Source organism: Kitasatospora sp. NPDC127060 (genome assembly GCF_042724935.1).
In the GTDB taxonomy this organism is placed as follows: domain Bacteria; phylum Actinomycetota; class Actinomycetes; order Streptomycetales; family Streptomycetaceae; genus Kitasatospora.
On the sequence record NZ_JBHXEG010000078.1, the window covers coordinates 1 to 18,802 of the forward strand.

14 protein-coding genes are annotated in these 18,802 nt (G+C 75.2%); 12 read left to right on the forward strand and 2 right to left on the reverse strand.

What is annotated here, in order from left to right:
* Positions 1 to 540: 540 nt before the first annotated feature.
* A complete protein-coding gene (locus ACFWIS_RS32085) occupies positions 541 to 1,983 on the reverse strand; it encodes a hydrolytic protein (RefSeq protein ID WP_380459966.1) in 1,443 nt (480 codons plus the stop codon).
* Between the two features lie 226 nt (positions 1,984 to 2,209).
* Between ACFWIS_RS32085 and ACFWIS_RS32090 the strand changes: the two genes are divergently transcribed.
* From ACFWIS_RS32090 to ACFWIS_RS32125, 8 genes are all read left to right on the forward strand, one after another.
* Entirely contained in the window at positions 2,210 to 2,953 is a 744-nt protein-coding gene (locus tag ACFWIS_RS32090; protein ID WP_380459964.1) for a LuxR C-terminal-related transcriptional regulator, read from the forward strand.
* A 245-nt stretch (positions 2,954 to 3,198) separates the two neighbouring features.
* Positions 3,199 to 6,432 (forward strand): hypothetical protein, encoded by a 3,234-nt coding sequence (locus tag ACFWIS_RS32095; protein ID WP_380459962.1) that lies wholly within the window; start codon positions 3,199 to 3,201, stop codon positions 6,430 to 6,432.
* Positions 6,429 to 7,178, forward strand: a complete 750-nt coding sequence (locus ACFWIS_RS32100; protein ID WP_380459961.1) for a DUF4255 domain-containing protein — start codon at positions 6,429 to 6,431, stop codon at positions 7,176 to 7,178. The genes ACFWIS_RS32095 and ACFWIS_RS32100 overlap by 4 nt, the downstream gene beginning before the upstream one ends.
* Before the next feature lie 86 nt (positions 7,179 to 7,264).
* Positions 7,265 to 9,304: an AAA family ATPase gene (locus tag ACFWIS_RS32105; protein WP_380459970.1), complete on the forward strand. Its 2,040-nt coding sequence runs from the start codon at positions 7,265 to 7,267 to the stop codon at positions 9,302 to 9,304.
* A gap of 180 nt (positions 9,305 to 9,484) precedes the next feature.
* A complete protein-coding gene (locus ACFWIS_RS32110) occupies positions 9,485 to 11,038 on the forward strand; it encodes a phage tail sheath family protein (protein ID WP_380459959.1) in 1,554 nt (517 codons plus the stop codon).
* Positions 11,039 to 11,083: 45 nt separating this feature from the next.
* Complete coding sequence (locus ACFWIS_RS32115; RefSeq protein WP_030290301.1) at positions 11,084 to 11,524, forward strand: phage tail protein; 441 nt, start codon at positions 11,084 to 11,086, stop codon at positions 11,522 to 11,524.
* Entirely contained in the window at positions 11,521 to 12,015 is a 495-nt protein-coding gene (locus tag ACFWIS_RS32120; protein ID WP_380459957.1) for a hypothetical protein, read from the forward strand. Before ACFWIS_RS32115 ends, ACFWIS_RS32120 begins: the two co-directional genes overlap by 4 nt.
* Positions 12,012 to 12,170, forward strand: a complete 159-nt coding sequence (locus tag ACFWIS_RS32125; protein WP_188307682.1) for a DUF6760 family protein — start codon at positions 12,012 to 12,014, stop codon at positions 12,168 to 12,170. Before ACFWIS_RS32120 ends, ACFWIS_RS32125 begins: the two co-directional genes overlap by 4 nt.
* 1,126 nt (positions 12,171 to 13,296) lie before the next feature.
* Here ACFWIS_RS32125 and ACFWIS_RS32130 read toward each other — a convergent pair.
* Positions 13,297 to 13,590 carry a hypothetical protein gene (locus ACFWIS_RS32130; protein WP_380459955.1) on the reverse strand — a complete coding sequence of 98 codons (294 nt, stop codon included), beginning with the start codon at positions 13,588 to 13,590 and terminating at the stop codon, positions 13,297 to 13,299.
* Between the two features lie 1,846 nt (positions 13,591 to 15,436).
* Here ACFWIS_RS32130 and ACFWIS_RS32135 point away from each other — a divergent pair.
* From ACFWIS_RS32135 to ACFWIS_RS32150, 4 genes are all read left to right on the forward strand, one after another.
* Positions 15,437 to 15,706, forward strand: a complete 270-nt coding sequence (locus ACFWIS_RS32135; RefSeq protein WP_380459954.1) for a hypothetical protein — start codon at positions 15,437 to 15,439, stop codon at positions 15,704 to 15,706.
* Positions 15,707 to 15,805: 99 nt separating this feature from the next.
* On the forward strand, positions 15,806 to 16,231 hold the full coding sequence (locus ACFWIS_RS32140; protein WP_380459952.1) for a phage tail protein: 426 nt from the start codon (positions 15,806 to 15,808) through the stop codon (positions 16,229 to 16,231).
* Between the two features lie 60 nt (positions 16,232 to 16,291).
* Complete coding sequence (locus tag ACFWIS_RS32145) at positions 16,292 to 17,014, forward strand: LysM peptidoglycan-binding domain-containing protein (protein ID WP_380459950.1); 723 nt, start codon at positions 16,292 to 16,294, stop codon at positions 17,012 to 17,014.
* The gene (locus ACFWIS_RS32150) at positions 17,011 to 18,789 is read left to right on the forward strand and encodes a VgrG-related protein (protein ID WP_380459948.1); all 1,779 of its coding nucleotides are present in this window, start codon (positions 17,011 to 17,013) and stop codon (positions 18,787 to 18,789) included. Before ACFWIS_RS32145 ends, ACFWIS_RS32150 begins: the two co-directional genes overlap by 4 nt.
* The last annotated feature ends 13 nt before the right edge of the window (positions 18,790 to 18,802 follow it).

The following is an 18,802-nucleotide window of genomic DNA, read 5'->3' on the forward strand; positions in this document are numbered from 1 at the left end:
CGTGAGCACCGCCCGAGGGCGGTGCTCACGTCGTTCGTCGTTCCAGGCCCGTGGCCGGTCCTCCGTCGCGGGGGCGCCGACCCGGTCGGACCGCCGGCCCGGTTCGTGGGAAGGCTCGGTGAGGGGCCCTGCTCCCTTGTGACGATTCGGTGCGTATACGGCTTCGGGGGCGCCAGGGACGCCGGGGCGGTGCGGAATCAATGTTGTACTGAGGAGGCGTCAGCCTCGCGCAGGGGGCAGAACCGACGGTCCGTAGGGGACGGACCGGTTGCCCCCGGAGTGTCGGTCCGGGTTCCCCGGAAGGGCACGTGGCCCGTATTGGTGGGGTTCGAACGGGTTGTCGGTCAGTGTGCGAACCGAGGGTGGTGACCATCACGGGTTTGACATGGTCACGGGGCGTAAGGGGAGATTGCGGAAGAGCAAGATCGCGGAGACGAACGGGGCGATTTCGGCGGAAGGGGCCCATTGACACCGTTGGGGGGTCGGGTGCACCTTTCCGGTCCGGTTGCCCGGGCGGGGAAGCCCGCCCGGGCAACCGGGTCAGTGCCCCTGCCGGATGTCGCTCAGCGTTCCGCTGATGTTGAGGAGTTCGTGGCACGTGGCCGCCTGCTTGCCCGAGGCCGGAGTGCCCGGGGACTCGCAGGTCACGTTGGCCGTCACAGCCTGGTCCGCGGGGACCTGGATGGGAGTCACCCAGTGGTAGTCCTGGTTGCGGAAGGTCTCCAGTGCGATCGTCATGAGCGTCTGCTTGCCGGCCATGATGGTCACCACACCCTGGTCGCCCTGGAAGTTGGCGATCACGAGGTCGGTCATGTCGAACACCTTGCCGTGCGGCACCTGGTAACTGCCGGTCGCGGCGCCGCCGTTCGGCGTCTGCACGTCGATCGTGGCGGAGCTCTGCTGGCCGGTGCCCGGCTGGGCCAGACCTCCTGGACCGGGGGCGTTGCCGCCGGGGCTGGGCTGACCGGCACCGGGCTTGGTCTGGCCGCCGGGGGTCCCGCCCGCGGGGGCCGGGGTCGCGCCGCCGGGGGCGGCCGGGTTCGGGGCCGGGGTGGCGCTCTGCTGGGCGACGGCCTGCTCGGCGGCCTGCTTGGCGGAGCTGCGCACCGCCGGGCGGACCAGGGCGAACCAGGCCAGCAGCAGTGCGATCAGTGCCGCCAGCAGGGCGAGCAGCCACTTGGGGAAGATCGGCAGCTGGAGGAACTCGCCCTCCAGCAGCGGGCGTTGGACGACCTCAGGAGTGACGGCCGACACACCTGCGGCGTCCCCGCCGCCGGTGCCCTTGCCCTCGGTGCCGCCCCTTCCGTCCTTTCCGCGCTTTCCGTCGTTGCCGTTCTTCCCGTCCTTGCCCGTGGGGTCGGGGTCCTTGGCCGCAGTGGTCTGCTCGGGGCCCACCGTGACCTCGAACGGCCAGGAGGCCTGCTTGCCGAACCAGATCAGCTTGCGGGCCCGCGCCTGGAGCCGCAGCTCACCGGACTCCCCGGGCTGAAGCCGCAGCTTCTCCGGAGTGGCCCGGAACCGCAGGTCCTCACCGGCCTGTCCGGGGGTGAGCACCACCGTGGTGGGGGCGTTGCCCTGGTTGCGCACCGAGGCGCGGTAGCGGCCGCGCAGCCAGCCACGACGGCGGCGGGGTGCGAGCGCGGCCTGCAGCTCCTGGAACGGCGTCACGGTGACCGTGGTCTCCGGGACCGTCACCAGCTCGGGGCGCTCGGTCGGCAGGACCCGGATGCCGAGCGGGAACTCGCCGGCCCGGGCGGCGGGCGAGCGCGGTGGGGCGAGGCGTACCGTCACAGTCTCGGACGTCCCGGGGAAGAGCGAGACCCGGGCCGGTTCGACCGTCGTCCACGCGGCGCAGTCGCCGACCACCTCCAGCGTGTACGCCTCGACGATGTCGAGGTCGTTGCGCACCGTCAGGGTCGTGGTGGCCACGCCACCGGGCGCCACCGTCAGCGCGGGCAGGCCGAGTTCGGCGGATGTGGTCATGGTGCGACGGTAGGTCCGGAGGACCGTCCGCGGAGAGGGCCGTACGGGCAAGCCGTGGGCACACCCCTTGCCCGAGCGGACCGACCGACCCTGCCCGGCGTCGTCGCGGCACACCGCGCGACCCGGGCCCCCGCAGCAACCAGACCCTCGACCGGGCACCCGGCCGGCTCCGCTCCGCGGCGCCCGGCCACCACCGCCGCAGGTCCACTGGAAATTGGAGAGTTCGATGACGTCGACCGAGGCATCCCGCGGGGAAGCCGTCACCATCCGGCGCACGCCGACGGCCCAGCCGTCCGGCAGCGTCCGGCCGGCCGGGGCACGCATACCGGTCCAAGGGCGCGGCCGGCCCGCCCAGATACCCGTGGCGGTGTACGCCGAGGACCTCATCCTGCAGACCGGAGTGGTCCAACAGCTGCGCCAGCGGCCCGAGGTGGAACTGCTCAGTGAGGCCGACGCGGGCCGGGCCGAGGTCTCCCTGCTGGTGGTGGACGCCCTGACCGAGGCGGTCGTCGACCACCTGCGCCGGCTGCGGCTCGCCACCTCCGGCCGGATCGGCCTGGTGGTCGGCCAGTTCGAGGCCGGCGGGCTGCAGGCGATCGTCGAGCACGGGGTCGCCGCCGTGCTGCGCCGCTCGGAGGCGGACCAGGACCGGCTGGTGCACCTCGTCACCGCGCTGGCCAACGGCGAGGGCGTGATGCCCGGCGACCTGCTCGGTGAGCTGCTCGACCGGATCGGGACGCTCCAGCGCACCATGCTGGACGGCAAGGGCCTGACGCTGTCGACCCTGACGGCCCGGGAGGCGGAGATGCTCCGGCTGGTCGCCGAGGGCTTCGACACCAGTGAGATCGCGGCCAAGACCTCCTACTCGGAACGCACCGTCAAGAACGTGCTGCACGAGATCATCACGAGGCTCGGGTTGCGCAACCGGGCGCACGCCGTGGGGTACGCGATGCGGCGCGGGCTGATCTGAGGAGGCCGGCCGGAGGGGGCGGAGCGTCCCCGAGGATCCGGCCGGAGGGGCAGGAGGCACCGCCGTCCCGGAACGGACGGCGAGCCACGGCGCGGACGGCCGTCCCCAACGCCCGCGACCGTGGCGGCCTGCCCTTTGCGGACACCGCTCGTTACCCCCGGCTCGGGCACCCGGGCCCTGTACCCGGGCGCCCGGGCCGGTGAGACTGCGGGGGAGACCGCCCCTGCCACCCTGTGAGGTCGAGCGTGACCGGCGCCCCCGCCAATCCCCGCTCCGTTCGGCGGCCGGCCCGGGCCGCCGTCGCGGTGCTGCTCGCGCTGGCCGTCGCCATGCTGACCCTGGGCTCCGCGCCCGCCGGGCCGGCCGGCCGAACCGCCCCGGCCGCCACCGCCGAGGACCCGGCCGCCGGGCGGGTGCTCTACGCCGGCACCAACCACCGCGGCCTCGGCCGGGTGACCGGAGCGGCGTCCAGCACCCCGCTGTTCGGACCCGGCCCGATCCACTTCGACCGGGACCCGTCGGCCCGCGGCGACGACCTGGTCTTCACCAGCCTGCGGGACGGCCCGCTGCCCCAGGTCTACCTGCGCGACGCGACCGGCGCGGTGCGCCGGCTCACCAACGGCATGGACACCGCCCACCCCGCGCTCGCCCCGGACGGCAAGGGCGTCGTCTTCGAGGCCCTGGAGCCCACCGCGGCCGGCGGCACCCAGCACGTGCTGTGGGCGGTCAACCGGGACGGCACCGGGCTTCGCCGGATCACCGAAGGCGCCGCCGACGAGACCCACCCGACCGTCTCGCCCGACGGCCGCTGGGTCGCGTACGCCTGCACCGGCGAGCCCGGGCACATCCAGATCTACCTGCGGCCGTTCGCCGGCGGCGCACCCGTGAAGGTCACCAACGTGACCAGCGGCGACGCCGTCGACCCGACCTGGAACCCGGTCAACGACGACGCGCACCGCAACCAGATCGTCTACACCTGGGACCAGGGCGACAAGGGCCGGACCCTGATGCTCACCTCGCCGACCGGCGGCGACAAGGCGTTCTTCCCCGGCACCGGCTCCACCTGGCGGTCCGGCTCCGCCTCCTGGATGGCCGACGGCAGCGGCGTCCTCTTCCTGAGCGCCGACCAGCTCGGCTCCTCCCCGGCGCCCCAGCCCGACCCGAACCAGCCGCCCGTGGTGAACCTCTACCGGGCGCCGACCTGCGACTGCACCGACCCCCAACTGCTCTACCGCACCAACCGGTTGATCGCCACGCCGACCTGGCTCGGCACCCAGGCCCAGGGCGGCCCGGTGGTCGAGCAGACCAGCGCCGCCGCCGCCAACATCGCCGACGTCCAGGACGTCCGCCAGGACGGGACCGACCCGCGCGACCTCGGCATCAGCGTGCTCACCGAGGACCCGGCCGCCGACACCAACACCAACCCCGACCCGGCCGCCGACCCGCTCTTCCACCCCCGCCCCGGCTACGACCCCTGGTACGAACGCCAGACCTACACGCCCGACGGCCGGCGGATCGTGGCCACCCGCTACGAGGACTCCCCGGCCGGACGGATCCAGCGGATCTGGCAGGCCGACGCCGACGGCTCCGGCCCGCAGCCGATGAACCTCGCCGGCCGCGGCCCGACCGACCGGGACACCGACCCCTCGCTCTCCCCGGACGGCAGGCTCATGGTGTTCAGCCGCAGCACCCCGGGCAGCGACCGGACCCCGGCCCGCCCCGGCCGGATCATGATCGCCGAGGTGGCCACCGGCGCGATCGTCGGCACTGTCCAGCCGCCCGCCGACCAGCCGGGCGCCGCCGACGGCGAACCCTTCTGGTCCCCCGACGGCAAGCTGATCGCCTTCTCCCGCACCGCCGCGGTCAACGGCAACACCGGCAACCTGCACGTCTGGACGGTCGCCGCCGACGACCTCACCCGGCAGACCGACCTCAGCCGGACGGCCTGCCCGGGCAACTGCAACGTCATCGACGACAGCCCGGTGTTCTCGCCCGACGGCCGGCGGATCGCCTTCAACCGCAAGGCCGGCGACGGCGGGAACAACCACCGGGACGCCCTGCTGGTCACCACGCCCGCCGGCACCGGCTGCACGGTGCTGCTGCCCGCCGGGCACACCGATGACAAGGGCGCCTGCACCCGGCCGCTGCCCGACACCTCCGAAACCGGCCCGTACCAGCCCCGGGACGTCGCCTGGACACCGGACGGCGCCCGGCTGGTCCTCACCTCGCGCCGCGCCCTGCCGCCCAACTCCCCGGAGGGGCTGGGCACCTACGACTTCGCGACCGGCAAGCTCACCCCGCTGGACTGGCGACTGCCCGGACGGCAGAAGGAACCGGCCGTCCAGCGGTCCGTCCACCTGGCGCTGAGCGCGCCGCCCCGCACCCCGGCCGTCCGGGTCGACGGCGGCACCGACGTCACCGTCACCGTCACCAACCACGGCCCCGCGCCCTCGCCCGGCACCGTCCTCACCGCCTCGGTGCCGGCCGGCGCCCGGCTCGGCAAACTGACCACGCCCGTCGGGACCTGCGACGCCGACGCGCTGCGCTGCGAACTCGGCACCCTGGCACCGGGAGCCGAGGTGAAGGTGACCGCCACCCTGATCGGCACCCGGACCGGTGACCAGCCCTTCGGCTGGACCGTCACCGGAGCGGTGGTCGACCCGAACCCGGAGAACGACTCCGCCGAGACGGTCCTGCCGGTGCTGGACAAGCCCGCGCCGACGCCCACTCCGACCCCGACGCCCACCGCTTCGCCGACCCCGACACCGAGCCCGACCCCGACCCCCGATCCGACCACCCCCGCGCCGCCCCCGCCGCCGGCACCCGCACCGCCGCAGGCCGGCCCCACGGTCACCGTCGGCGCCCAGCCCGCCCCCGGCTACGTCGGCGGCCACGTGACCGTCAGCTACACCGTGCGCAACACCGGACAGGCCCTCGCCACCGGCCTGCGGCTCACCCTCGGCCTGCCCGCCGGGGTGCCCACCGAGCCGCTGCCCCCCGGCTGCCGGGCCGGCAGCTGCGAGCTGGCCGACCTCACCCCCGGCCGCAGCCAGGTGATCCGGGTGGTGCTGTCGCCGGTGGCCGCACTGGACACCACCATCACCGCCGAACTGACCACCACCGGCACCGACGCCACCCCCGGACCGCACCGGGCGAGCACCCCGCTGCGGATCCTCCAGCCCCGCATCGTCGCCGTGCCGCCGATCGGCAAGCCCGGCTTCGTGACCTCCGTGCGCGGCGTGGACTTCCCGCCCGGCGCACCCGTCCGGTTCACCTGGCAGCCCGGCATCACCGCCGACGCGGCCCCGACCTACCCCAAGGCCGACGGGACCTTCGCGGGCCAGCTGCTGATCCTCCCCAAGGACGAGACCGGCCCGCGCACCATCAAGGCCGACGGCCCCGGGTTCTCCCCGGTGACCACCCCGTTCCTGGTGGTCAAGGGCACCATCGGCCCGCCGGCGGAGGTGGAGCGCCGATGATCCACGAGGTCGATGAGGCGCTGCGGCTGCTGCTCGCCGAGGCGGGGCTGCCGGAGCGCGGGGTCGAGGTGGTGTTCGACGGGCCGACCCGGGACCTCGCGGCGCGGCGCACCGCGCCGACGGTCAGCGTCTTCCTCTACGGCATCCGCGAGGAGACCGGCCGCCGGCAGGCCGGCGCCGTCGCCGAGTACGACGCCGAGGGCGTGGTGATCGGCCGCCGGCCCGCGCCGCGCTGGTTCGAGCTGGCCTACCTGGTCACCGTCTGGACCAACCGCCCGCAGGACGAACACCGGCTGCTCGCCGAGGTGCTGCAGTGCCTGACCGCCGTCGACGCGCTGCCCGCCCGGCTGCTCACCGGCACGCTCGCCCGGCTCGGCCTGACCGTCGAGATGGACATCGCCGGGCGCGACACCGGCCTGCCGTCGGTGTCCGACGTCTGGTCCGCGCTCGGCGGCGAACTGCGGCCCTCGATCGACCTCAGGCTGCTCGCCCCGCTCGTCGGCGCGCTCGACCCCGCCGGACCGCCCGTCACCGAAGGCCTGGTCGTGCACGCCAGGGACGCCAGCGGGGACACCAGAGGGGACGGCGCCGGGGACGGCCGCACCGGGGACGACGCGCCGCCTCCTGACGGCCCCGGCCGCCGACTGCGCTACCACGGCGCCACCGACCCCGGCGCGGACGGCTTCGCCGCGCCCCGCGACCGCACGCTGCCACCCGGCCGCCGGACCAGGGGCGGGAAGCGGTGAGCGTGGACCTCGGGACGGTGCTCGACGGGGCGCCGCCCGGCCTCGACCCGGCCCGCGAACCCGACCCCGGCCGCGAACCCGACCACCTGTGGGAGCGGCTGCACCGGGTCGAGCAGCGGGTCCGTACCGCCGTGCGCGAGCGCCGCGCCGACGACCCGGACCCGGACGACCCGTACCGAGGCCAGTACCTCGGCCCGGAGGCGGTGGAACGCATCCTGGCCTCCGCCGCCGCCACCGGCCGCAGCGGTGCGGACGTCCGGGACGAGCCCGCCCCGCCGCCCGGCTCGCGGCTCGCCCGGCTCGGTGCTGCCTTCGGGCTGCTCCCCGTCGACCTCGACCTCCTGATGGTCGCCCTCGCCCCCGAGCTCGACACCCGCTTCGAACAGCTCTACGGCTACCTCAACGACGACCTGACCCGGCGCCGGGCGACCGTCGGTCTGGCCCTCGAACTGTGCGGACTCCCGGGTGCCGGCGTCGGCCGGCTGCGGTTCTCCGGGCGGGCCCCGCTGATCGCCGGCGGCCTGCTGGAGATCGCCGAGCCCGAGCGCCCGCTGCTCTCCCGCACCCTGCGGGTGCCGGACCGGGTGACCGCCCACCTGCTCGGCGACGACGAACCGGACGACGCCCTGGTCGGCCTGGCCCACCGGGCCCTCCCCGGGACGGAGGCCGACGGGGAGACCGTCGGGCGGCTGCGCGCGGCCGCGACCGGCGCCGGCCCCGTCCACCTGCTCGACCGTGACGGGCACGCCGGCCCGCTGGCCGTCGCCGCCCTCGCCGCCGACGGCCGGCCGCCGCTGGTCGTGGACGCCGCCGCGCTGGCCGCCCGGCCGTCGCCGGGCCTGGTCCGGGTGCTCGCCCGCGAGGCCCGGCTCGGCGGGGCCGGGGTGGTGCTCGGCCCGCTGGACCGGCTGGAACCCGAACGCCCCGAACGGGCGGCGCTGCTGCGCGAGCTGGTCGCGGCACTCGCCGCCGTCCCGCTGATCGTGTACGGCCCCCAGGTGTGGGACCCGGCCTGGACCCGGGACAGCCCCGTGGTCGTCACCGCCCCGCCGCCGGACGACGCCGGCCGCGCCGGGCAGTGGGCCCGCGCGCTGGCCACCACCGGGGCGCCGCTCGCCGAGGAGCTGACGGACGGCCTGGCCGAGACGGTGGCCGCCTACCGGGTCGACCGGGAGAAGCTGGAGCGGGCCGCCGCGGTGGCCGCCAGGACGGCCACCGCCGAGCGCCGCCCCGTCCGCGCCGAGGACCTCCGGTCCGCCGTCCGGGCGCAGAACGCGGCCGGCCTGGCCCGCCTCGCCCGGCGGATCGAGCCCGCGGTCGGCTGGGACGACCTGGTGCTGCCCGCCCCCACCGCGGCCCGGCTGCGCGAACTCGTGCTGCGCGCCCGGCACCGCGACCAGGTGCTCGGGCAGTGGCGGATGCGCCCGGGCGGCGGCCGGGGCAACGGGGTGATCGCCCTGTTCGCCGGCGAGTCGGGCACCGGCAAGACCATGTCGGCCGAGGTGGTCGCCGCCGAACTCGGCATGGAGCTGTACGTGGTGGACCTCTCCACCGTGGTCGACAAGTACATCGGCGAGACCGAGAAGAACCTGGAGCGGATCTTCACCGAGGCCGCGCAGGTCAACGGCGTCCTGCTGTTCGACGAGGCGGACGCGCTGTTCGGGAAGCGCTCGCAGGTCAAGGACGCCCACGACCGCCACGCCAACGTGGAGACCGCCTACCTGCTCCAGCGGATGGAGTCCTTCGCGGGCATCGCGCTGCTCACCACCAACCTGCGCGCCAACCTGGACGAGGCGTTCACCCGGCGGCTGGACGTCATCGCCGACTTCCCGCTGCCCGACCAGGCGCAGCGCCGCCTGCTGTGGGACCGCTCGCTCGGCCCGCGGCTGCCCCGCGGCGACGACCTCGACCTGGACTTCTGCGCCCGGCACTTCGAGCTGACCGGCGGCTCCATCCGGGCCTGCGCCGTCTCCGCGGCCTACCTGGCCGCCGGGACGGGAACCCCGCTGGGCATGGCCCAGTTGGTCGCGGCCGTGGTCGGCGAGTACCGCAAGCTGGGGCGGCTGGTGCTGGAGAGCGAGTTCGGGCCGTGGCTGGGTGTCCTCGGGGACATCGGGCACGGCTGACCGGGCGGCCGTCGGCGGGGACGCGGGGACGGACGGGCCGTTCGGGGCGCCTGGGAGTAGCCGCCGGGGGCAGCCGGTGCTGCCCCCGGCGCGGGACCTGGGGACATGTCCCCGGGCGGTGACCCGGCCGCAGACTCGGGGGAGAACCAGGCGAATGACCGGTCATCCGAAGGAGCGCGAATGCCGTCGTACCTGACCCCGGGCGTGTACGTGGAGGAGGTCCAGTCCGGTGCCCGGCCGATCGAGGGCGTCGGCACGGCCGTGGCCGCCTTCGTCGGCTTCGCCGGATCCGGACCCTTCCACGAGCCCACGCTGGTCACCAACTGGGACCAGTACGTCCAGCGGTTCGGCGGTTTCATCGAGGGCACCTACCTCGCGCACGCGGTCTACGGCTTCTTCGCCAACGGCGGCGGCTCCGCCTACGTCGTGCGGATCGGCGACCCGGCCCGGCAGGCCCCCGGCGGCGCGCCCACTCCCGCCGCCGTCACCGCGGCCCCGCCGGCCGAGGTCTCGGGCTTCCTGATCTCCGCCCTGCCCGGCGCGGGCGGCGACGTGTCCGTCGAGATCGCCGACGCCGAGGGCGAGAACGTCCCCGACGACCGCTTCCGGCTGCTGGTCCGCCGCGGTGCCGAGGTCGTGGAGAGCTACGACGTCTCCACCCGGAAGAACACCAAGGGCTACGTCGTCACCCAGCTGCGCGAGTCCAAGCTCGTCGCGGTCACCGAACAGCCCGGCACCGCGCCCAGCCGCCCCGAGCGCCGCACCCACGCCCTCGCCGCCGCAGCCGCGCCGGCGACCGGCCCGGTGCCGGCCCCCGCGGCCCGGCTCGACCCCGCCGAGTACGTCGGCGACGCCGCCGCCCGCACCGGCTTCGCGGGCCTGGAGGCGATCGACGAGATCACCATGGTCGCCGTACCCGACCTGATGAGCGCCTACCAGCGCGGCGACCTCGACGACGAGGGCCTGCGGACCGTCCAGCTCGCGGTGATCTCGCACTGCGAGCAGATGGGCGACCGGATCGCCGTCCTGGACCCGCCGCCCGGCCTCAACGCCCAGCGGATGCGCACCTGGCGACAGGACGAGGCGGGCTACGACTCCCGCTACGCCGCCCTGTACTACCCGTGGGTCAAGGTCTTCGACCCGGCCACCGGCCGCAACGTGCTGGTCCCGCCGAGCGGGCACGCCGCCGGAGTGTGGGCGCGCAGCGACGCCGAGCGCGGCGTCCACAAGGCGCCGGCCAACGAGGTCATCCGCGGCGCCGTGGACCTGGAACTGCGGCTCAGCAAGGGCGAGCAGGACCTGCTGAACCCGATCGGCGTCAACTGCGTCCGGGCGTTCCCCGGCCGCGGCATCCGGATCTGGGGCGCCCGCACCCTCTCCTCCGACCCGGCCTGGCGCTACCTCAACGTGCGCCGGCTCTTCAACTACCTGGAGGAGTCCATCCTCCTGGGGACCCAGTGGGTCGTCTTCGAGCCCAACGACGACCGGCTGTGGTCCAGCATCCGCCGGAACATCACCGCCTTCCTCACCGAGGAGTGGCGGCGCGGGGCGCTGTTCGGCCAGACCGCGGCCGAGGCCTTCTACGTCAAGTGCGACCGCGACAACAACCCGCCGGAGTCCATCGACCTCGGCCAGGTGATCTGCGAGATCGGGGTCTCGCCGGTGAAGCCGGCCGAGTTCGTGGTGTTCCGACTGGCCCAGTTCTCCGACAGCACGAGCCTCGTCAACGAGTGATCGTCGTACGGTCGGCCCCCATCGCACGGAAGGTGACAGCACGCCATGGCTGAAGGCGATCCGCTCTCCACACACATATTCGGCGTCCAACTCGGCGGCTACAACGTCGAGTCCGTCAAGGAGATCAGCAACCTGACGGTCGAGCAGGACGTCGTCGAGTACAAGCAGGTGACCCAAGAGGGCAAACTGATCGTCCGCAAGCAGCCCGGCGCCCGGCTCCCCGGCGAGGTGACCATCACCCGCGGCCTGGACAAGAGCGGCGCCTTCACGGACTGGATCAAGGAGACCCTCAACAACGGGGCGATCAACACCGCGCGGCAGAACCTCACCATCGAGGTCAAGGACACCACCGGTGCCACCCTGCGCCGCATCCAGCTCACCAACGCCTGGGCCAGCCGCTGGGAGGGCCCCACGCTCAGCGCCGGCGAATCCAGTGCCGCGACCGAGACCGTGACCATCGTGTTCGAGGAGATCAGCGTCGAGTGAGGCGGAAGATCGGCCTTGACGAACTGCTGGAAGGGGCCCCGGCCCCGGCCCCGCAGGGCACCGCGCCGCAGCAGCAGGCCCCGGGACAGCCGGGGCCGGCCGGGCCGCCCCGACGGCAGTCGCCGCACAGCGAGTTCGAGTTCGAGCTGCCGCTCGGCTACGTCGACGACGAGGGCACCGTGCACCGCCACGGCGCCATGCGGCTGGCCACCGCCCGTGATGAACTGATGCCGCAGATCGACCTGCGGGTCAAGGAGAACCCGGCCTACCTCAGCGTGGTGCTGCTCAGCCACGTGATCACCAGGCTGGGCGACCTCACCGACGTGCACGCCGGCATCGTCGAGCGGATGTACGCCACCGACGTCGCCTTCCTCCAGGACCTCTACCAGCGGATCAACAGCGAAGGCCACACGCGCGCCGCGGTGACCTGCCCGCACTGCGACGGCGCCTTCGAGGTCGACCTCGCCGGTGGGCGCCTGGGGGAATCGTGACGTACGCGCCTGCTCGGTTGTACGAGGAGATCGCGTACATCGCCTACCACTTCCACTGGCCGCGCGAGGACCTCCTCGACCTGACCCACCGCGAACGCGGGCAGTGGGTGCGCGAGATCGCGCGGATCAACTCCCGTGTCAGTGAGGGTGGGTGAGCCGGGTGGGGCTGCGGGACTGGATCGCGCGGCGACGCGGCGGGGCCGAGTCCGGCACCGGTTCCGGTGCCGTCCCGGGTGCCGTTTCCGGTGCCGTTTCCGGCGCTGTGGAGACCGGGGGCGGGACGGCAGGTGCCGGAGCTGCGGCGCGGCCTCGGCCGGCGGCCGGGGACGGGGGCTGGCGCGCGGTGGCGCCGCTGGTCCCCACCCTGGGCGGCGGGGCGGCACACGGGGTCAGCGACGGCCTGGCGTTCCGCTCCCGGCTCGCCTCCTGGCAGAACCCTTCGCTGAGCGGACCGCTCGGCCATGCCGTGCTGCCGACCGCCCCGGTGGGGATCCTGCGGGCGGTGGTTTCGCCCGGTGCTCCGTCCGTCGCGGTCGGGGGCGGGGAGGCACTCGTCCTGCCGGCGGCAGCCGGGGGAGCGGTGCCGGCGGAGCCGGAACAGCTCGAAGCGGGAGGGGAGTCGGGGGGAGCAGGGCAGCGGCGGCAGGCGCGGCCGGTCCAACGGGCCCTCCCGGTACGACGGTTGCCCGTACGGTCGGGGCCGCGTGCGGGGCGTGCCGCGCGTGCGGCCGGAGCCGACCGGCGCGGCGGCTCGGCGGGCGCCGGCTCGGCGGCTGGTCCGTCAGCGGACTCGTCGGCTGGTCCGGCGTCTGCTTCGGCGTCTGCTTCGGCTGGTGCGGCGACGCCTTCTGCCACCGGGGCGCCGCGCGTGGCGGGGACCGGCGTCGTGCAGAGGTCAAGTGCGACGAAGCCCGGTGCCGCTGCGACCCGCGGCTCGAGGAGCGGCAGTGCGCCGACGTCCCGCGTGGCGACGTCCTCTGCTGCGACGCCTCCGGCGTCGGCGTCCGGTGCGGCGAAGACTGCTGCTGCCGTGCCGAGCAGCGCCGGGACCGGCCCGGTGCCGTCGTCCAGTGCGCCAGTCTCCGGTGCGCCGGAGGCCGGTACGTCCAAGCCCGGTGCGGGCGCCGAGTCGCCACGTCGGAGTGACCCGGCGGGCCCGGCGGTCGTACGCCCGGTGCGGCCGCGTGCCGTCGGTGCGCCGCTGACCGTGGCCCGGCGTCCCCGGCTGCTGTCCGTGCGCCCCGTCCCGGCCGTTGCGGTGCGGGGCGGCGTGGCGTCGGCTCAGCCCGCAGGGGCGGTGGAGAACCCGGTGGACGCCGTGCGGCCGTCCGCGAGCGGCGAGGCCGTGGTGCGGTCGGCGTCCGCGCCGGGCGGTGCGGGTGCGCCCGCCGGCGCGGTCGTCCAGCGTGCGACCGCGCCGGGCGCTGCGGCACCCGCCACCCGTCCGGTCCTCGGCGCGCCCTTGAGCGCGCTGCCCGCGAGCGCCGCGCCGGTGGCTCCGGCCGGGCCCCGGGCCGGTGAGCCCGCCTCGGCGGCGCCGGCCATGCCCGTCGTTCGCGCCGACGCAGGCGTCACCCCTGACACCCGGCAGACCGAGGGCGGGGTGCGCGAGCCGGCCGCTGGGCGGAGCGCTCCGGCGCCGTCCCGCTCCGGGCGGGGGCCCGTCAGCGGCCCGCCCGTTCAGCGCGCGGCGTCCTCGTCGGCTCCCTCCTCACTTCCCGCAGTTCCCGCACGGGTACAGCCCGACCCGGCGCCCGCCCGCACGCGCACCGGACTGGGTGCGCCCCTCGACGCGCTGCCTCCGACGGCGGCAGCGCCCGGCCGTACCGCTCCGCTGCTCGGCGGGCGCCGACCGGTGCGGCGGATCACCGGGCCGATCTCGGAGGGCGGTGCGGGCCGAAGCACCGGGAGTGCGGCGGAGCAGGCCCGTGGAGGGCTACCCGTACAGCGGGCAGCCGACCGCGCGTCAGATTCAACCCCTCTGCCCCTCACCGCAACTGACGGTGGTTCAGGAACAGCTTCCGGTGTGACGGCTGAGCGAGGCCCCGGCAGGTCGGTGCCTGGGCGCCCGGCGGCCACTGCCGCGTCCCAGTCGCTCGCACCCGTGGCCGGGCCCGGTGTCGGCACTTCGCGTCAGAGCGGGAGTGGAAGCGGGAGCGGGAGCAGCAGCGGGCCGGTGGTTCCGCCGACGGTGCTCGTACGTCCGGCGGGCGGCGGCCTGGGCGTGCAGCGAGCCGTCCGACGCGCCGCTCCGAGGCGTGGGTTGATCGGTGAGCGCCCGATGACGGTCGCTCTCGGCACCCCGCCGGCGCCCTTCGCGGGCAGCGCCGCCGCCTCGACGGCCCCTCGCGCGGCAGCCGCCCCGCCCGTGGTCCCGGCAGTCTGGCCCAATTCGCTCGCGCGCCCCACGGCCGACGCACCGGCCTCCGGGCCGGTCTCGTCGCCCGGAGCCGGCGGGCGACGCGGGGGCGCGGCCGTCCCGCAGCGGGCAGCGGCGCGCCGGTCGTGGGCGCCGGGGGAGAGCGGCCCGGCGCCGTCCGGCGCGCCGGGTACCGTGGCGGCGCCCGGCCGTTCGTCCGGCACGGGAGTCTCGTCCGGCACAGGTGTTTCATCCGGTACGGGAGTGCTGCGCGGGGTCGTGGCGGCCGTGCAACGCTCGCGCTCCCGGCGTTCGCCGGTGCGCGGGGACGGTCGTGCGGCGGACGGGCAGCCGTCCGGGGAGGGGAGCCCGGTGCCGTTCGGGGCCGCCCCGACCGCGGTTGCGCCTGCGGATCCACCGCGTGCCCGTCCGGCCCGGACGGCTCGCGCCCGCGCGGCGAGGAACGCCCAGAACGCCAACGCCCAGAACGCCAACGCCGGGAACGCCAACGCCGGGAACACGAGCGTCGGGAACGCGGGCATCGGTAACGCGAGCGCCGTGACTGCGAGCGCCGGGCGCTCGGAACCCCGAGGTCTTCCGGCCGCCGGGGTGTTCGCGGGGAACCCCGGCCACGGCGCCCGCCCTGCCGCACCGTCCGCGCCCGTGGTGCGGCCCGCCACCCCGGTGGCCCGGTCGCTCCAGCGGCTGCCCGCCGCGCCGCCTCCCGGGGGCCCCGGGCGAGCCGCGCCCGTCGTCCCCTCCGCGCCGCCCGAGCCTGCTCGGTCCGCCGGGTCCCCGCTGTCCGCCCCGCCGGTGCCCGGGCCGGGTTCGGAGGCCCGGTCCGTGCCGGTGGTTCGGCCCGCACCCCCGGCGGCCCGGTCGCTCCAGCGGCTGCCCGCCGGGTCCGCGCCCTCGTCCCAGCCACCGGCGCAGCCCCGGCAACCCCAGCCGCAGTCCTGGTCGCAGCCGCCCGCAGCGTCCTCGCCGGTCACCCCCCGGTCCGGCGCGTCCGCGCCGCGGCCCGCCCAGGCCCCGCCCGGCACCGCCCAGGTGCTGCAACGGGTGGCAGAGCAGGCGGGGCTGGCCGGGATCCCGCTGACCGCCGTCCCGGCACGCAGGCCGACCACGGTGCAGGCGGCCCCGCCGACCGCCTCGCCGTCCAAGGGGGGCTCCCCGGCGCCCCGCGAGACCGCCGAGCACCCCGAGAGTGCCGCGCCCGCCGACCTGGACGAACTGGCCCGGCGTCTGGTCGAGCCGGTCGGCCGGCTGCTGCGCACCGAACTGCGCCGGGGCCGGGAACGCGCCGGGAGGCCGTACGACCTGCGCCGCTGAGCACGACGCCGGACAGCAGGCACCAAGCAGTAGGCGCCAAGCACCAAGCAGCAAGCAGCAACAGCGAGTACCGAGCACCAAGCAGGAGGCGGGGCCCCGATGACCGACAACATCTTCGCGAGCAGCGTGTTCTTCAGCCTGACCATCGGCGGCAACGACCTGGGCGAGTTCACCACCTGTTCGGGGCTCGGAGCCCAGGTCGAGATCGAGCAGTACGCGGAGGGCGGCAACAACGGCTTCGCCTGGCAGCTGCCGGGCCGCATCACCTGGTCGAACATCACGCTGTCCCGCGCGGTCACCGCGGACACCGCCAAGATCGCCCGGTGGCTGAACGAGATCGTCCGGAAGGTCGAGCCGAAGGACGGCGAGATCGTGGCGCTGCGCCCCGACTTGAGCCGGATCGTCGGCTGGCAGGTGCAGGGGATCGTCCCGGTGCGCTGGGAGGGCCCGTCCTTCGACCCGTCGAGTTCGCAGCCGGCGATGGAGACCCTGGAGATCGCCCACGCGGGCCTGCGCCCGTCCTGAGAAGCCGGTCCCGCCCGCCCGCCCGCCCGTCCACCCACCCACCATCCAAGGAGCAGCAGGATGTCCTCGGCGGTCCCCGCCAGCGTCACCCGGGCCCAACTGACCATCATGGAGCCCCCGTCCACGGTCGGCGCCCAGCCCGGCGGTCCGATCGCGCGGCTTCCGCTGCAGTTCAACCCGGCGACCCTGGTGCTGCGCAAGACCACCGAGTGGCGGCGTACGCCGTCCAGGATGGCGGGCGAGTCGGCCCTGCCGGAGTTCGTCGGCAGCGGGCCTCGCTCGCTGTCGCTCGACGTGTTCCTGGATTCGACGGCGACGCACGACAACTCGGTGGAGCAGGCGGTGGAGCAGCTGATGAAGGCCTGCGTGCCGACGCCGACCAGCCTGGCGCGCAAGACCCCGGCGAGTCCGTGGATCCGGCTGGACTGGGGCACCCTGAAGACGACCTCGTTCAACGGGGTGCTGACCGGTCTGTCCGTCACGTACACGCTGTTCGACGTGGACGGCAATCCGCTGCGCGCGGTCTGCTCGCTGTCCATCGACGAGGCGAGCGTCGACCCGGCCGGGCAGAACCCGACCTCCGGCTCCCCGGAGGCCCGCAGTACCCACCGGGTGATCGCGGGCGACAGCCTGCCGCTGCTGGCCTGGCGCGCGTACGGGGACGCGACGGCCTGGCGGACCATCGCGGAGGCGAACGACATCGACGATCCGCTGGTGCTGGTGCCCGGTGCGGAGCTGATCGTGCCGGGGATCGACGAACTCACCCGAGGAGGCCGGCCGTGACCACTCCCGAGGCCCGGGGCGGCCGGCCGTTCGCCGCGGATCCCGTCGTCGAGGCGCCGGGGCCGCTGCCGCCGGTGTGGGCGGCCCAGTTGGTGTCCTGCGACATCGAGGAGAGCGTGGGGCTGCCGGACACGGCGGTGCTGAGCTTCCGGGACGCGGACCACACCTTCCTGTCCGCGACGGGTATCACCATCGGCACCGAGCTGCGGGTGTCCGTGGTCACCGTGCAGGGGCACACCCAGGTGCGGCTGTTCACCGGGGAGGTGACGGCGCTGGAGCTGGAGGTGGACACCACGGGCTCGTACACGGTGGTGCGGGCCTCGGCGGTGACCCACCGGCTGATGCGCGGGCGTCGGGTGAAGGCCTTCCGGAACATGACGACCGCCGACATCGTCCGCCAGGTCGCCGCCGGCGCGGGCCTGACCTGCGGGCGGGTGGACTCCTTCCCGGTGGTCCACCAGCAGCTGTCCCAGGCGAACGTCCCGGACTGGGAGTTCCTGCAGTTCCTGGCGCAGGAGAGCGGTGCGCAGGTGCGGGTGGACGACGACGGCAAGCTGGAGTTCGTCCGGCCGCAGCCGGCCTCGGCCGCCCCGGCTCCGAGCACGCCCGCGCCGCAGAGCCCGCTGGTGCTGGAGTACGGGCGCAACCTGCTGGAGCTGCGCGGGGTGCTGACCGGTGCGGCCGGTGCGGACACCGTGGAGGCGCGCGGCTGGAACGTCACCACCAAGAGCGCTCTGGTGGCCACCGAGCCCTCGGTGACCTCGCCGACCGTGCTGCCGGGGATGAGCCCCTCGGTGGTGGCCTCGGCCTTCCCCGGCCAGGCCCGGTTCACCGTCGCCGACACCCCGTACCGCACCCAGGCGGAGACCACCGCCGTGGCGCGTTCGCTGGCCGCCTCGGTGGCCGCGGGCTTCGGGGAGCTGGAGGCGGTGGTGGAGGGCAATCCGCGGCTGCGGGCGGGCACCGCCGTCGCGCTGGGGAACGTCGGCGCGGCCTTCTCCGGCCGCTACACCGTCACCGGGGCGCGGCACCTGCTGGAGCCGTTCCGCGGCTACCGCACCACGGTGGTGGTCAGCGCGGCGCCGGACCGCTCGCTGGCCGGGCTGGCGACCGGCGGCAACGCGCCGCCGCGCGGGCCGCGGATGCCCGGCCTGGCCGTCGCGGTGGTCACCGACGTCCGGGAGCCGGGCGGCGCGCAGCGCGGCTGGGTGAAGCTCAAGTTCCCCTGGCTGGACGACACTTACGTCTCCGACTGGGTGCGCACCGTGCAGTGGGGCGGCCACGGCGGCGGCGGGGTGGTGAGCCCGGAGGTCAACGACGAGGTGCTGGTGGGCTTCGAGCAGGGGGACCTGGACAGCCCCTATGTGCTGGGCGGCCTCTACAACGGCGTTGACGGGCCCTCGCCGCACGACGTGCCGCTGGTCGACGCGACCGCCGGCAAGGTCAACCGCCGTTCGGTGGTGTCCCGTTCGGGCCACCGGATGGAACTGCTGGACGTGCCGGGCGGCAGCTCCGGCGTCCGGCTGGCCAGCGGCGACGGCAAGCTGGAGGTCCGGCTGGACCAGCAGAAGGGGGAGATCGTGCTGACCGTGCACGGCGGGGTCGGCGGGGCGGGCAGCACGGTGCGCCTCACCCCCTCCGGTATCACCCTGGACGCGGGCACCGGCGAGGTGAACGTGCGCGGCGGCTCGGTGACCGTCCGCGGCACCACGGCGGTGACCGTGGACGGCGGTGCCGAGGCGGTCATCAAGGGGGCGTTCGTGCACATCAACTGACGCGGCGTCAGAT